This window comes from Paenibacillus durus ATCC 35681 (genome assembly GCF_000993825.1).
Taxonomy (GTDB): Bacteria; Bacillota; Bacilli; order Paenibacillales; family Paenibacillaceae; genus Paenibacillus_AQ; species Paenibacillus_AQ durus_B.
Genome location: NZ_CP011114.1, coordinates 2,377,428 through 2,391,577 on the forward strand (window position 1 = coordinate 2,377,428; position 14,150 = coordinate 2,391,577).

The window sequence follows — 14,150 nt, forward strand, 5'->3', positions numbered from 1 at the left end:
ATTTTATTAACCGTTTGCTTAGATAATACCCCGTATTTCATCCAGAGAAGCTATATTTTCTTCGAGCATAAACTGACGGAGGTCTCTAAGCAAGTCCTGGCCTGCCCGCATATTCATAAAGTTATAGGTACCCACCTGAATCACGGCTGCGCCCGCCATAATGAATTCAATGATATCCGTCGCGGAGGAAATTCCGCCCATGCCGATGACCGGTATTTCCACTCTTTGGGCCACTTGGTGCACCATTCGCAGCGCAATCGGCTTGATAGCCGGACCGGACAGCCCTGCGTACAGATTGTTGAACACGCTGCGCCGGCGCCGCACATCGATTTTCATTCCGGAGATTGTATTGATAAGCGATACGGCGTCCGCTCCTTCTTCCTGGCACATGAGCGCCATATCGGCGATATCCTCCGCATTCGGCGACAGCTTGACTGACAGAGGCAGGCTTGTTGCCTGCCGGACGGCCCGTACCAGCTCGCGTGCGTCACAGGTTCGGATGCCGAAGGCGATTCCGCCTTCTTTTACATTCGGGCAGGAAATGTTCAGTTCGATCATGTCAACCGCTTTACGGCCGCGCGTATCGGCATCCTTCTGAATCAGCTCCGCTCCCGCAACGTAATCCTCGAAGGTATTTCCCCCAAGGTTCACGATTCGCACGGTGTCCAGCGTCTCCCAGTACGCACATTCTTTGTCTAAAAAAGCGGCAACTCCCGGGTTCTCCAGCCCGACGCTGTTCAGCATCCCTGATGCCGTCTCATACACACGGGTTCCCTGATTTCCCGCCTTTGGCTGAAGCGTCAGCCCCTTGCCGGAAATGCCGCCGAGCTCGTTCACGTCATAAAATTTCGCATATTCCTTGCCGAAGCCGAAGGTTCCTGAAGCCATGACGATCGGATTCTTGAACGTGACGCCGGCAATGCGGGCGCTCAAATCGAGTTCCGTATTTCTAGATGAAGAATCTCCAGTTTTAATCATGGAATACGACCTCCTCCGCCAAAAATACCGGCCCGTCCGCACAGGCTTTCCGCTGCCCGTCCTTACAGGACACGCTGCAGACGAGGCACGCCCCGATTCCGCAGGCCATGCGGTTCTCCAGCGACAAATACACGTTCACCGGACTGCCCGATGTAGCCGCGGCGATCCCTTTAAGCTGTGCCGCTTTAAGCATCGGATGCGGTCCGCATACGAAAATATGGTCATACTCCGCAAAATCGACATTGTCCAAAATAAGACCGCCGACATCGACCGTTAATTTTGCCGCATAGGGACGGAACTCCTCCGTCCGAAATGGCTCGCGGCTGAAGCCAAGGTATACGTCGCAGCCGGGAATCTCCCGGGCGCAATACAGCAGCGGCGCGATGCCGATGCCCCCGCCGACCAGCGCAACTCGTCCTGTAACAGCGGGAAAGCCGCTGCCGAAAGGTCCTTCCAGATTAATGTCGTCGCCGGGAGTCAGCTGGGCGAACAGCTCGGTGCCTTCCCCTACGACATGATACAAAAACTCAATGCCATTGTCTTCCACCTGATGTATGCTCAGCGGTCTGGACAGGACAGGATAGGCTCCCCATGCCCGCAGCATGTAGAATTGGCCCATCTCACCGCCGTAATCTCCGCTCACCCGGAGATGGTAAACATTATCCGCCAGCCGCTCGTTACTTATAACCGTCCCCACTGTATCAAGCTCCTTAAAATTTTATCTTATTAAAGATGCCTGAGAAGCACAGTAAAATCTGTGATCTTCTTCACAATTATTAATCTTATTTTCGAGAACTGCAAGCATCCGTTGTTAACAGTATACACGGATTGGCAGCTTCAAGAAATGATGAATACGGGTGCCTGAGTTTGTATGTTTTGCTCCCCATTGTGGAATAACAAACGTACTAATGTCTGGATTGGAAAGGAGCGCAAGATGATGATTAATGCCCGCTTTGCCAGAATGATCATTTTGGGCCTTATTTGTGCGTTCATCAGCTGCCTCGCCGGCTGCTCGCCTGATTCGGATACGCGAACAGCAGCAGCGGCTTCAGAAAGCGAAACCGGCGGAAGCCAGATCGCGTGCCGCGCCTCCGGGACGGCCGGAAATTCTCTGGAATGCCCTGCCGAGGCGAATGGAAGGAACTTCGACCGGAACAGGGACCGGGAACCGGCCAGCAGACCTGCGTCCGCACCGCTGACTCTCGGGCAGCTCATCCGCAAGTACCCGAATGCCATCAAGACGAACGGCCCCCGAACGAAAGAGATCGCGCTCACCTTTGACGACGTTCCGGACCCCAGGTTTACGCCGCAGATATTGAATGTCCTCCGGAGGTATCGGGTGAAAGCCACTTTTTTTATAGTAGGAAGACGGGCCGCCAAGCATCCCGCGCTTGTTAGACGCATTGTGAGAGAAGGGCACAGCATTGGCAACCATTCCTACAACCATCCCCAGTTCACCAAACTAAGCTTGCGTCAATTTCGTTCCCAAATCTTACGCGCGGAAAATATCATCAATAAAATAGCCGGATTCCGACCTCGGCTGATCCGCCCCCCTTACGGCGAAATAACCGAACAGCAGCTCAAATGGAGCGCAGCCCAAGGTTATAAGCTGGTTAACTGGAATGTCGACTCTCTGGATTGGAAAGGATTGTCCCGCGAGCAGGTCAAGCGCAATATTTTGTCGCATGCCGGTAAAGGGTCGATCATCCTTCAGCACGCCGGAGGCGGTACAGGCAGCAATCTGAAAGGCACCATTGAGGCGCTGCCCGATGTCATTGAAACGCTCCGTCGCCGAGGATACACCTTTGTCACCGTACCCGAGATGCTGAATGTGCCGGTAGAGAGATAGAACGAGCTGTAGCTCGATTAACAAAAAAAGAAACAAAGCGGGCCTACCAGCCTGACTTTGTTTCTTAACAAGACGCTATTTAATCAGATACAATTGCACATATTGGTAGCCGAAATCAGAGACGAAGCTTTGGCTTCCGGGTATGAAAATGTCGATACGGTTGCCTTGTATGGCGCTTCCTTTATCAGACGCGGTTGCTACAAAAGCCTCCTTCGGCAGGCCGGGATGGGAATACCCTGTCACCAGCACCTTCGTTCCCAGCGGAATGACATCCGGATCGACGGCGATCGTTCCCAGCTTCAGCGGATTGCCAAAGTAATCAACGGCTCCCCACTGGCCGTTCTCGCTAGCGGCTGAGGAATAGGCGGTCGCTTTAACCTGAAGCGTTTTGTCATAGTTAAAGGTTTTCCCCCACGCCTCTACCGTCTTCGAATCCGTCTCTGCGGCCAGCGGTACCGCCCGGGCTTTGCTCATCGCCTGCAGTCCGGCGGCAGCCGGGGATGCGCCCGAATCCGGATCGGGAATCACCAGTCTGAGGCCGGGATGCAAATTAAGCGGATCAATGTCCGGATTCGCTTTCATTAAGGTACTTACATCCACGCCGTATTTTTTGGATACCGTATAAAATGTCGTCTGTTTCCCTGCAACATGTACCCTGTCCGCATACGCCGGCGAAGCGATCAACAGCGCTCCAAGGCCCAAAATGGCGGCGGAGGATCTTATCGATGATTTTCCGAACTTCATAACTTCCTCCTCTATTTCCTTCACGAAAAAGCTTTTATGTATTTCCCGCAATCGTCGGCCATTGTTCTATTGCTGCATTCGGCAGCTCCGACATTTTTTAATATATCACAATTTTGTAACCATTTCAGTTGTAATTGTTGCCATTTTGAAACATTTTATTGAAATGCGCATAAAACCTATTGAATAAAGCTGTGATTTTTAGTGGACACATCCTAAATATTTTACACTGCGTTAACAATCAAAGCTGTCACAAAAGGTAAAATAAAGATGCATCGGCCTTGGTATCCATCAAAAAAGGAGATTAATACATTGTTTTCACCGTATGTTAAAATAAGAGGATATCACCAGAATCGACCTACTTGGTTATGAATTTGGAGGAGTCATGAGCGAAGAAGAGAAAAACAACATTCACAGCAGTCCGTCCGCCGCTTATCTGAACCGGGATCTGAGCTGGATTGAGTTCAACCGCCGCGTTCTGAGGGAAGCTCAGGACCCGAGTACCCCCTTGATGGAGCGGGCCAAATTTCTGGGCATCGTCTCAAGCAATCTGGATGAATTCATCAGTGTGCGGGTTGCGGGCATTCAGGATCAAATCCGTGCGGGCTATACGAAAAAAGACTTTACTGGCTATACTCCTTCAGGCCTCCACCAACGCCTGTACAAGCGTGTCGGAAAAATTGTCGCTGATCAATACCGGGCCTTCCGGGATATTTCCCGGAGTCTTCACAAGGAAGGCATCATTCTTGTCAATTACGAGGATCTGACTAACGCCCAGGAAACCGCAATCGAGCAGTATTACCGGGATATCATTTTCCCCGTATTGACGCCGATGGCAGTGGATCAGAGCCGGCCTTTCCCGCTTGTTCACAGTTTATTTATTTATCTCGCCGTCGTCCTGACGAAAAAACATAAAGAGCATGAAGAGTTCTTTTTCGCCATTTTGCAAATCCCGTCCAATCTGCCGCGCTGCATCCCTCTCCCGCATCGCGCCAACAGCAAGCGGAGGCAGTTCGTCTATATTGAGGATGTCATCCGCGCCCATATCGGAACGCTCTTCAGCGGCTATCATCCGGTCGCCGTCAATGAGTTCCGGCTTACGCGAAATTCCGATCTCAGCATTGACGAAGAAGGCGCCGAGGATTTGCTGGAGGAGATTGAAAAGGAACTGCGGAAGCGCCGGCGCGGCGCGCCGGTCAGACTGGAAGTCCAAAAAGGCATTCATCCGTACGCTCTGGAGCAGCTGCAGGCCGAATTTGAAGCCGAGCATTTTGTGTATGAGATTGACGGTCCGCTCGATCTTGGATTCTTGCGCCAATTTACCGGAGACTTTAAGGGGCTGAGCTCTCTGAACTATCCTCCGGTCGAGCCCGCCTATCCGGCTGAGTTCGAGGAAACCGAGGATTTCTTCGAGGTGCTGCGGGAACGTGACGTGCTGGTCTATCATCCCTACGAATCATTCGAGTCCTTTATCGATTTTATTACCCAGGCGTCCGAGGACGATCAGGTTATGGCGATCAAAATGACCCTTTACAGGGTCAGCGGCAATTCGCCGCTCATTACCGCGCTCGCGCGCGCGGCGGGATCGGGCAAGCAGGTAACCGTAGTGGTGGAACTGAAAGCGAGGTTCGACGAAGAGCGCAATATTGCGTGGGCCCGGAAGCTGGAGCAGGCGGGCTGCCATGTGGTGTATGGATTAGTCGGCCTGAAGACCCATGCCAAGATTACCCTGATTGTGCGCCAGGAAGGCAATGAGCTGCGCCGTTATGTGCATATCGGGACGGGAAATTATAATGAGAATACCGCCAAATTGTATACCGATATCAGTCTGTTCACCGCAGATTACGAGATCGGGCTGGACGCTTCCGAGCTGTTCAATCAGATCACGGGATATTCTGCCAATTGCGAGTGGAACTCCTTCTTTGTCGCTCCGGTCAGCTTGAGCAATTCGCTCAAGAAGCTGATTCAGCGGGAGAGCGAACATGCCGCGAACGGCCGCCCGGCCCGTATTATCGCGAAAATGAACTCTCTCTCCAACCAGCAGGTGATCGATGACTTGTACGAAGCGGATAAATCCGGCGTTTCGATCGACCTGATCGTTCGGGGAGTCTGCTGCCTTCGTCCCGGAGTCCCGGGCCTAAGCGAACGGATAACGGTACGCAGCATCGTCGACCGCTTCCTGGAGCATTCCCGGATATACTATTTCGAGAACGGCGGAAACCCTGAGGTGTATTTGTCGAGCGCGGATTGGATGACCCGCAACCTGACCCGCCGGGTTGAGTTAATGTGTCCTGTCCGGGATAAAACAGCCCGTGAACAGGTGTTTCAGATTTTGGAGATGTCACTTAAGGACAATCAGAAATCAAGCTTCCTGCTGCCAAACGGCAACTATGAGCGGCCAAACGACAAAAAGGCCCCTTTCCGGAGCCAGTTCGCCGCTATGAATGTTGAGAGCTGGAAATATGCTCAAGCTTTACCTTCAGACCCCATGAATTCCTGAATACCTTGAGGGCTTCGTCGATCTCCTCCAGCTTTAAGAGAGACCGCTGATTGCCCAGAATTTCGATATCAAGACTTCCCCCTTTCAAGCGGGGGTTAATCTGCTGCCGTATTCCGGTCTCGTTGTTATCCAGGGCTGCGCTCAGTTGAACGAGCGAACCAAGCTTATGTATCCACTCTTCGTCGGAAGCCAGAAGAATGTCCTTATGCTCTGTGGACAGCTTCTGCTTCCGGCTTTTTGTGCTGTATGAGGCGATCAGGCTGCACAGAACGAGCTGGCGATGCGTAAGTCCCCGGATCGGCGAGTTCATCAGCCAATAGCGGGTATGCCGCTTGGACTGGTAATAATTAATATTGGCGCCGAGGCGGTAAAGCATGACCGATACATAGATGAGCATTTCCTGCTCCTTCGCATCCCCATCGACTTTGAGTGCCCTATATAAGCTCTGCGCGATTTTATGAACATCATTTAAAAAATCGGCCGAAGCCTCGTTGTTCAAACGCCGCAGTGTTCCGAGACTGTACTCCAGCGCGCTTGCGCGTACCGGGTGAGCCGGTTCCAGCAGATCATGCAGCATCCCCTCACGCAGCCCTTCTCCGCTAATGACTGTTTGTCCGGCTCCGATATACTGATACACGGTGTGGAAAATAACCAGGCCCGATACGATAATATCAGCCCGGCTCTTCGATAGGCCGTCGAGATTCTTTCGCTTGTCGTATGACATTGCGGGGAGCGTCTCCATGAATTCTCTTATCGTGTCACTGTACATTATGTATCCATGAGAATTAGGAAGGGAATATTTGCGCCCCTTCTGGTCTATCTTGCCAAGCGTCCGCAGCGTCCCTCCCAGACCGTATAATGGCAGCCCCTTTCCGGTATGAAGCCATTCGCAGTCTTCAAGATGCTCGCGGACAAAGGCTTCCAGCTTGCGCACCTGCTCCCCGCTCCAATTGCCTCCATTGCCGAATGTCACATTGGTGTTGACCGCTCCGAATGGAAAGGAAATGCTGTGCCGGTAGCTCCGATTTTGAAATAGCGTAATTTCCGTACTTCCGCCGCCAATATCAATGACGAAGCCGTCATCGACATCAAAGGCGTTGATGACGCCGAGAAAGCCGAAATAGGCCTCCTGCTGCCCGCTGATGATCTCGATCTCCATCCCCGCTGCATCGGAGAGAAACGCGGTAATCTCTTCGGAGTTGGCCGCATTCCGGATCGCAGCGGTTGCGCCTACGCGGATCCGCGTCACGCTGTAAACCCGGCAAACCATTTTAAATTGCAGGAGGACCGGAACAATCGTTTCCAGCGACTCGCGTTCCAGTCGGCCCTCCTTGGTGATCTTCTCGCTCAGACGGGCGGAATATTTGGATTCCTTGATAATCCGGTACCCGCCTTCAGGCGTTGTTTCATAGATGACGAGTCTGATGGAGTTCGAACCAATATCGATAATACCGATTCGGCTTAGTTCGTTATTCATAGCATGTTCCCCTTTATTTATCACTAAGCATAATTATACATCTTCCGGGTACATATTTACATTTTAAACGTTTAACATTTTTCTAAACGAATCAAATTTTTAATTGTTGGCAATCGTAACGCTTCCCAGCGGGAAACGCCCGTCCGGCCGGCGGCCGCTGATGGCAAAGTCAACGCCCGGCAGCCCGCTGTCCGGGTCGAGAATAGCGGCCAATACCGTGTAGCGCCCTCCCGGAAGCCCTGCCGGCAAATTCAGGTGGACGACGGCTGTGCTTGCGCCCGGCACCCAGGTTCGGACATCTGTGGAACTGCGGACGGAAACTTTGACGTTCCCTTCTTCGTCCGCCACTGAAATCTCCAGCGGCCATTTGAAGTAAAAGGGCGCCGTTCCGCGGTTGGCGACGATCAGCTTGACATGCAGCGTCTCACCCGGCTTTCTTTTTTCTTCATAGACCGCCTTCTGGATGACGAAGCGGTAGCCGATGGTGCGGAGAAAGCGGTCGATATTCGCCTGCAGCGGGCCCCCGGGCTCCTCATCCCAAGGCGCGGAGGGACCAAGCCAGGATACATGGGTCAGCCGGGCCTGCCGGATCGTTTCTTCCAGATTCCCGTCCGAAAAAAAGACACGCGGATCTCCCGAGAATTCGCCTCCACTGGGTGATTTCACCCAGAAATCCCGCATGGCCGGCTCTCTGTCCTTCGTCAGCCAAGAGGTGTAGCCGCTTGTGTACCAGCTCAGGAATTCGTCGATGGTCGCGTCATGCTTGCCGAAAGCGTCATTATACAGTCCCATTCCATAACGCGCCGCGGCCTCTGTCGGCCGGCGCATCAGCAGCGGCTTGGCGCTGAAAAAGCGGACATACGGCTCTATATACTTGTCGGTGATGCTTCGGGGAGGAAAAGGGATGCGGCCCGGTTCGGAGTCCATCGTATGCCACTCCCCCCAGTGGCCGACGCTGCCAAGCTGAATAAAGGCAACGGCAGGATCATGATTGTAGCGCTGGGCAAGAGCTTCAATCAGCTTCCGGTGCGCATTGATCAGCTGAGGACTGGAGTAGTCAGGACTGAAGCCTTTTCCGTAGGGCAGATCGTACCAGGTTCCCTTCTCTCCGGTTTCCTTATACAGCCAATCCGGAATGTCGAGATGACGGTCCTCCCTTGGATAATCCAGCACCACCCGAAGCACAAACCGGACACCTCGCTCTCTCCAGTACTGAAAGTGAAAGGTCTCTTCTATGCCGTCGAAATTATATTTCCCCGGTTCCGGCTCCAGTTCTTTCCAGGCGAGGTTGGCATGCACAAGCGTAACCGGTTGAAGCACCCCCTCCGGGTCGCGCGCGTCCGCTGTAAATCCTGTATACGGATTATGCAGCACGGTTCCGGTTTCCACCGGATAACGGACCGCCATGGCGGGCTGCCGGCTGCCGGTCATCGCTCCGCCGCACAGCAGCAGCAACATGGCCGATGTCACAATCAGACTTGCTGCCGTGAAGAGTTGTTTCTTTTTTTTCATGCAATTATTCCTCACTTTGATTATAATGAACAATGGTGCGCAAAATTTCGTCTCTACTTCAACTCTATCATACTAAAGAACTAGTCAAAATAGTTCTATAGGACGTATAATATGGGTAACAAAAACGAGCATAAAGTCTATTATTTTTTTGATAGAACGGAGAAACAGTATGAAAGTGTTAGTCACAGGCGGCTACGGCTTTATCGGATCTCATGTATCCGACCGCTTTCACAAAGAAGGCTATGATGTCTACATTATTGATGATGTGTCATCGGGAAGCAAACGCAATATCCAATTTTCACACAAAGGATATGTTCTTTCTATTAATGATCCCAAATGCGAGGAAGTATTCCGCAGCAACAAGTTCGATGCAGTAATCCACCTGGCCGCGCAAACCGGCGACGCCGCAGCAATGGAATCTCCTCCTCAGGATACAGAGTCCAATGTTCTCGGGTTATCCAACATGCTGACGCTGGCAAGCCGGTATGGCGTCCGGAAATTTATTTTTGCGTCCTCGGCAGCAGTCTATGGAATCAGCGAAGATGCTCCTTTACTTGAAACTGCCCCCCTCTCCCCCCGCTCTCTTTACGGGATCAATAAAATGATAGGGGAAACTTACTGCGCCAAGTGGAAGGAAATATACGGACTGGATACCGTCTGCTTCCGGATGTCCAATGTTTACGGGCCGCGTCAGGGGAACAAGGGCCAGGGCGGTGTGGTTTCCATTTTTATGAACCAGTTGATGAAAGGAAACGGCATCACAGTCTACGGCGACGGTAATCAGACCCGGGACTTCATCTACGTCGAGGATGTCGCTGACGCTATATTCAGGGCATCCTACTCCCCGATCAGCGGCGTCTACAATTTATCGGCAGGCAAAGAGAGCTCGATTAATGGACTAATTGATGAGCTTCAGATTCTGCAAGGCGGCGCTGTGAGTATCAACTACGCTTCGGCCCGTGAAGGCGATGCTTACCGCCTAGTGCTGGATAACAGCCGTATTATGCATGATCTGGATTGGGCTCCCAAATACTCTCTGCAGGAAGGACTACATAGAACTTGCAACTGGAAATCCGACAAGCAAGGCGAGCAATCCGAACAACCCTCTGTATCAAGAAAAAACTCGCCTCTGCGCAAGAAGCTGAACCGTCTGCTGCCTTACGCGGAGAATCTTATTGCATTTGCTGCGCTCGCCTTGATTGACAGCCCTCTGGAAAGCACAGAATTTGCCGGACTTGATTTAAAGCTAATCTATATTATCGTTATGGGCATTCTGTATGGCAGCCGCCAGTCCATGCTTGCCGTAATGCTGTCTGTTCTTCTGTTCATTCAGGAGAAGCTGGATAACGGCCGCGACCTGCTTTCCTTGCTTTATGATACGACCTTGTTCTTCCAGATGGCTCTGTATCTGTTCATCGGTCTTGTCGTCGGTTACAGCGTCGAGCACCGCATCAATAAGCTTAACCGCGCCGAGCGGCAGCTGGCTCAGGCCGGTGAAAAATACACATTTCTGTATGAGGTGTATGAAGATACCCGCTCAGTCAAAGACGAGCTTCAAGAGCAAATCAGGACAACCGAGGACAGCTTTGGCAAAATTAATGCGGTGACCAGGGAACTGGAAAGCCTGGAGCCGGAGAAAATCTTCCTGGAGGCAGTCGGGGTAGTCGAGAAAATCATGAGGACTGATCAGGTCAGCATTTACACCGTCAACAAATCCAAGCAATATTTGCGTCTGGCCGCCCATTCCTCCGGCGCTTTCCTGGCGGCTGCCCGCTCCCTGAAAGTGGATGAGCATCCGCATATTAAGTCCCTGCTGGAAGGCAAACGTCTATATGTCAATAAGGAGCTGGTGCCCGGACTCCCTCTGCTTGCCGCTCCGGTCCTCAGCGGCGAAGAAGTCGTTGCCGTCGTATCCGTTCATACCGTCGAGTTCAGCCGTTTCACCCAGTATTACCAGAACCTGTTTAAGACGGTGGTGGATCTCATATCCTCCTCGCTGTCGCGCGCTCATGCCTACGTTGAAGCCGCAGGTGACCGCAGGTATATAGACGGGGCGGATGGCCGGATTTTGCGGAGAGAGGCATTCAAAAGCATCCTGGATAGCAAGCAGGCGGCTAGCGAGCGGTTCGGCGTTGATTATGTGCTGCTCTCCACCGGAATGCGGAACGCGTCCGCCGAGTTGGCCGAGATTATCCATACTTCCCTGCGCGAGACCGATTATCTGGGTCTTGGGGAAGATGGAGAGCTGTTGATCCTGCTTAGCAACTCCAACCAGAAAGATGCCCAATTTGTAATGGACCGTTTGTCGGAAAAAGGCGTGCATCTGCATGAAGGGGTGGAATCCTTCTATGTATAGGCTACTTTTTCTAATGTATGTAGCGGCATGCGCTTGTTATTTCTTCCTGCGGTTTCGGCGATCCATGCCTGAAGCGGCCGTAAGGCTGGCCTTTGCGGCCGCTTTCCCGCTCATCAGCTTTCTGCTTCCTTTGTTTTGGCGGCAGCAGCGGCCGTCCGATGAATCGCAGCGTATCCAAACGCTGGAAACGTACCTCCGCCAGGATGAGCAACCCGATCCTCTCAAGGTTTCACATTTGTCCGAGGACGAGAAGGAACTGAATCTTGTGCCGCTCGAAGAAGCGCTGCTGGTTAACGATTTAACCTCGCGCCGCCGGACAATGATTGATCTGCTCAAGCAGGATGCGACCGAATATCTGGAAGTGCTGCGCATGGCTGTCGGCAATGAGGATACCGAAACCTCCCATTATGCTGTTAGCGCGGTCGTGGAGATTAAGCGCAGGCTAAATCATTCCTTGCAGGAATTTGCCGTCCGCTACGAGACAAGCCGGGATGATGCCCATTTCCTGGCCTCCTATGCCGAGGTGCTGCAGAATTACATGCGAAGCGGATTTCTGGATGGAAGCACCCTGATGCAGCTTAAAGCTTCTCTTGCCGAAGTGCTGCAGCACTGGATGGAGGCAGATCCTGAAGCATTCGAAGCTCATGAGCAGAAAATGCGAATTGAGCTGGAGCTAGGGAATTACCTGTCCGCTGAGCGGGCGGCAGTCTTAATGATGGAGCGGTTTCCGGATCGCGAGGAATCCTATCTTGCACAGATGAATCTCTTTTTTACCCTAAGATCGCCGCAACGGTTCAACCAGGCTCTCCAGGCGCTGAAGGAATCACCCGTTCGTCTGTCGAACGACGCTCTGAAATTAGTCCGGTTCTGGTTGGAAGGAGCCTAATGAAAATATAATGAAGCAGCCTATGAAACTGAATACCCGCATTTACAGCATCATCATTTTTATCATCCTGTTGGCATTGGTCATGTACATAACGCAAACCCAGTATTTCCAGCAGTTCAGCCACAGCCGGCATAACGAGAATTTGACCGAGAGCTGGAAGGCCGAAGCGGCCTCAGCCTCCTCTCTTTCCCCGCAGTCCGGCCCCCCATATTGCCTTGCCTATGACAGCAGGGACGAATTCAGCGCTAAAGTCAATATGCAGGCAAGCCGCACGCTGGGATATATGAAGAAGGAAGCAGTTACAACGGATCTGAGCAAAAAGAAGCTGAATCCTTCAGGCTGCGCCGCAGTCCTATTGACGGTCAGGGACCTTTCTTCTATTGCCAGTCCGGATGTCTTGGCCAGCTATGCGGAGCAGGGAGGCCATGTTCTCTTAACCTCCATGCCGGAACAAAACGATGCGTTTTACCGATTGTATCGAAAGCTGGGCATCCTGAACGCCGGAAATTATAAGGATGAGGCCGGGGTGCAGCTGGAGGGTGAGGTACTGATTGGAGAATCCGGGCTGCACATTGATGATAGCTTTATCATGAATACGGTGATGCAGGTGGAGCTGGATTCTTCGGTCACTGTGCATGCTGCAACTTCGGCGGGAACGCCGCTATTGTGGAGTGTGCCAAGCGGGAAAGGGTCTTTCATGGTGTTTAACGGCACGATGCTTCAGGAGAAGATTAACCGCGGACTGATTGCCGGGGCGATCTCTATGATGGTGCCGGACTTCATCTACCCTGTCTTCAACTCAAAGCTGGTTTATATCGATGACTGGCCGGCCCCGTATGGCAGCTCGATTGATGATGCGATCTACAAGACGTACAAGTTGAACCGGCATGGCTTCATTAAGGAAATATGGTGGCCGGATATGCTTGGAGTTGCCAAACGAAATGATATAAAATACACCGCGGTGCTGATTGAGTCTTACCAGAATCGCGTGACTCCGCCCTTTGGTTCTCCATCCGATGCCGACCCTAACGGACTGATCAGCTACGGCAGGGAAATTATTAAAAGCGGCGGTGAAATCGGCCTGCACGGCTACAACCATCAGTCGCTTACGATGGACCAAGATACCAGCGCGGCGTTCGATTACCGGCCCTGGAACAGCACCAGCGACATGACGCAGTCGATTCAGGAGGCTGTAAGCTACGCCAAACAAGGTTTTCCCGAATATACCATGTTCACGTACGTGCCTCCGTCCAACGTGCTTAGCCCGGAAGGACGCGAAGCGATCAAAGCAGGCTGGAAGAGTTTATCTGTGATCTCCTCTCTTTTTCCGGAGGATGCAGCCGGAATATCGTATGTGCAGGAGTTTGAGCTGGCGAAGGACGGTGTTATGGAGATGCCGCGGGTCACATCCGGTTATAAATCTACCCCGTTTGAACAGTGGGCGGCGGCAAGCGTGCTGACAGCTAACGGGATTTTCTCCCATTTCATCCATCCCGACGATGTTCTTGACGCCGAGCGGAATAAGAACATGAACTGGGAGAGCATGTACAAGAACTTCTCTGAGATGATGTCCGGATTGAACGAGCGTTACCCGTGGCTGCGCCCCCAGACTTCGATGGAAGCGGCCGTCGATATGAAGAATACGCTGACAAGCAGGGTGGATTTACAGCAGGATGACGGCTCCATTAAAGGTTCGGTGAAGCCTTTTGAGAATGAGTCTTACTTTATCTTGCGGACCCGTAAAAAAGTCGGGAGCCTGTCAGGCTGTTCTGCGGATAAAATCGGCGACGGCATCTTTTTGATTACCGTCCGAAAAGCCGACTTCACTATTCATTTAAGCGAGGCATGAGT

General features: G+C 52.3%; 10 protein-coding genes. 5 read left to right on the top strand and 5 right to left on the bottom strand.

Features of this window, described 5'->3' with window-relative positions; genetic code table 11:
* Positions 1 to 18: 18 nt before the first annotated feature.
* Together VK70_RS10900 and VK70_RS10905 are read right to left on the bottom strand one after the other, a co-directional pair.
* The gene (locus tag VK70_RS10900; RefSeq protein WP_025695717.1) at positions 19 to 978 is read right to left on the bottom strand and encodes a dihydroorotate dehydrogenase; all 960 of its coding nucleotides are present in this window, start codon (positions 976 to 978) and stop codon (positions 19 to 21) included.
* Positions 971 to 1,675: a dihydroorotate dehydrogenase electron transfer subunit gene (locus VK70_RS10905; protein ID WP_025695716.1), complete on the bottom strand. Its 705-nt coding sequence runs from the start codon at positions 1,673 to 1,675 to the stop codon at positions 971 to 973. Before VK70_RS10905 ends, VK70_RS10900 begins: the two co-directional genes overlap by 8 nt.
* A 237-nt stretch (positions 1,676 to 1,912) precedes the next feature.
* Between VK70_RS10905 and VK70_RS10910 the strand changes: the two genes are divergently transcribed.
* Positions 1,913 to 2,827: a polysaccharide deacetylase family protein gene (locus VK70_RS10910; protein WP_233277810.1), complete on the top strand. Its 915-nt coding sequence runs from the start codon at positions 1,913 to 1,915 to the stop codon at positions 2,825 to 2,827.
* Between the two features lie 75 nt (positions 2,828 to 2,902).
* Here VK70_RS10910 and VK70_RS10915 read toward each other — a convergent pair whose 3' ends face one another.
* A complete protein-coding gene (locus tag VK70_RS10915) occupies positions 2,903 to 3,571 on the bottom strand; it encodes a 3D domain-containing protein (RefSeq protein WP_144415220.1) in 669 nt (222 codons plus the stop codon).
* Positions 3,572 to 3,953: 382 nt separating this feature from the next.
* Here VK70_RS10915 and ppk1 point away from each other — a divergent pair, with 382 nt between their 5' ends.
* Positions 3,954 to 6,068 carry a polyphosphate kinase 1 gene (ppk1, locus tag VK70_RS10920; protein WP_025695713.1) on the top strand — a complete coding sequence of 705 codons (2,115 nt, stop codon included), beginning with the start codon at positions 3,954 to 3,956 and terminating at the stop codon, positions 6,066 to 6,068.
* Here ppk1 and VK70_RS10925 read toward each other — a convergent pair.
* The gene (locus VK70_RS10925; RefSeq protein WP_025695712.1) at positions 6,007 to 7,545 is read right to left on the bottom strand and encodes a Ppx/GppA family phosphatase; all 1,539 of its coding nucleotides are present in this window, start codon (positions 7,543 to 7,545) and stop codon (positions 6,007 to 6,009) included. The genes ppk1 and VK70_RS10925 overlap by 62 nt on opposite strands.
* A gap of 99 nt (positions 7,546 to 7,644) precedes the next feature.
* Positions 7,645 to 9,057, bottom strand: a complete 1,413-nt coding sequence (locus VK70_RS10930; protein WP_052756000.1) for a DUF4832 domain-containing protein — start codon at positions 9,055 to 9,057, stop codon at positions 7,645 to 7,647.
* A gap of 169 nt (positions 9,058 to 9,226) precedes the next feature.
* On the opposite strand from VK70_RS10930, the gene VK70_RS10935 reads away from it, so the two are divergent.
* From VK70_RS10935 to VK70_RS10945, 3 genes are read left to right on the top strand one after another with little or no spacing between them, the layout of a single operon-like run.
* Entirely contained in the window at positions 9,227 to 11,413 is a 2,187-nt protein-coding gene (locus tag VK70_RS10935; protein ID WP_025695411.1) for an NAD-dependent epimerase/dehydratase family protein, read from the top strand.
* Positions 11,406 to 12,299, top strand: a complete 894-nt coding sequence (locus VK70_RS10940) for a hypothetical protein (RefSeq protein WP_155986904.1) — start codon at positions 11,406 to 11,408, stop codon at positions 12,297 to 12,299. Before VK70_RS10935 ends, VK70_RS10940 begins: the two co-directional genes overlap by 8 nt.
* 10 nt (positions 12,300 to 12,309) lie before the next feature.
* On the top strand, positions 12,310 to 14,148 hold the full coding sequence (locus VK70_RS10945; protein ID WP_025695409.1) for a DUF2194 domain-containing protein: 1,839 nt from the start codon (positions 12,310 to 12,312) through the stop codon (positions 14,146 to 14,148).
* Positions 14,149 to 14,150: the final 2 nt, after the last annotated feature.

Bases quoted from the DNA above. Each gene is read 5' to 3' on its own strand.
- VK70_RS10900 (WP_025695717.1), bottom strand. From the start codon at position 978: ATGATTAAAACTGGAGATTCTTCATCTAGAAATACGGAACTCGATTTG.
- VK70_RS10910 (WP_233277810.1), top strand. From the start codon at position 1,913: ATGATGATTAATGCCCGCTTTGCCAGAATGATCATTTTGGGCCTTATT.
- VK70_RS10915 (WP_144415220.1), bottom strand. From the start codon at position 3,571: ATGAAGTTCGGAAAATCATCGATAAGATCCTCCGCCGCCATTTTGGGC.
- ppk1 (WP_025695713.1), top strand. From the start codon at position 3,954: ATGAGCGAAGAAGAGAAAAACAACATTCACAGCAGTCCGTCCGCCGCT.
- VK70_RS10925 (WP_025695712.1), bottom strand. From the start codon at position 7,545: ATGAATAACGAACTAAGCCGAATCGGTATTATCGATATTGGTTCGAAC.
- VK70_RS10930 (WP_052756000.1), bottom strand. From the start codon at position 9,057: ATGAAAAAAAAGAAACAACTCTTCACGGCAGCAAGTCTGATTGTGACA.
- VK70_RS10935 (WP_025695411.1), top strand. From the start codon at position 9,227: ATGAAAGTGTTAGTCACAGGCGGCTACGGCTTTATCGGATCTCATGTA.
- VK70_RS10940 (WP_155986904.1), top strand. From the start codon at position 11,406: ATGTATAGGCTACTTTTTCTAATGTATGTAGCGGCATGCGCTTGTTAT.
- VK70_RS10945 (WP_025695409.1), top strand. From the start codon at position 12,310: ATGAAGCAGCCTATGAAACTGAATACCCGCATTTACAGCATCATCATT.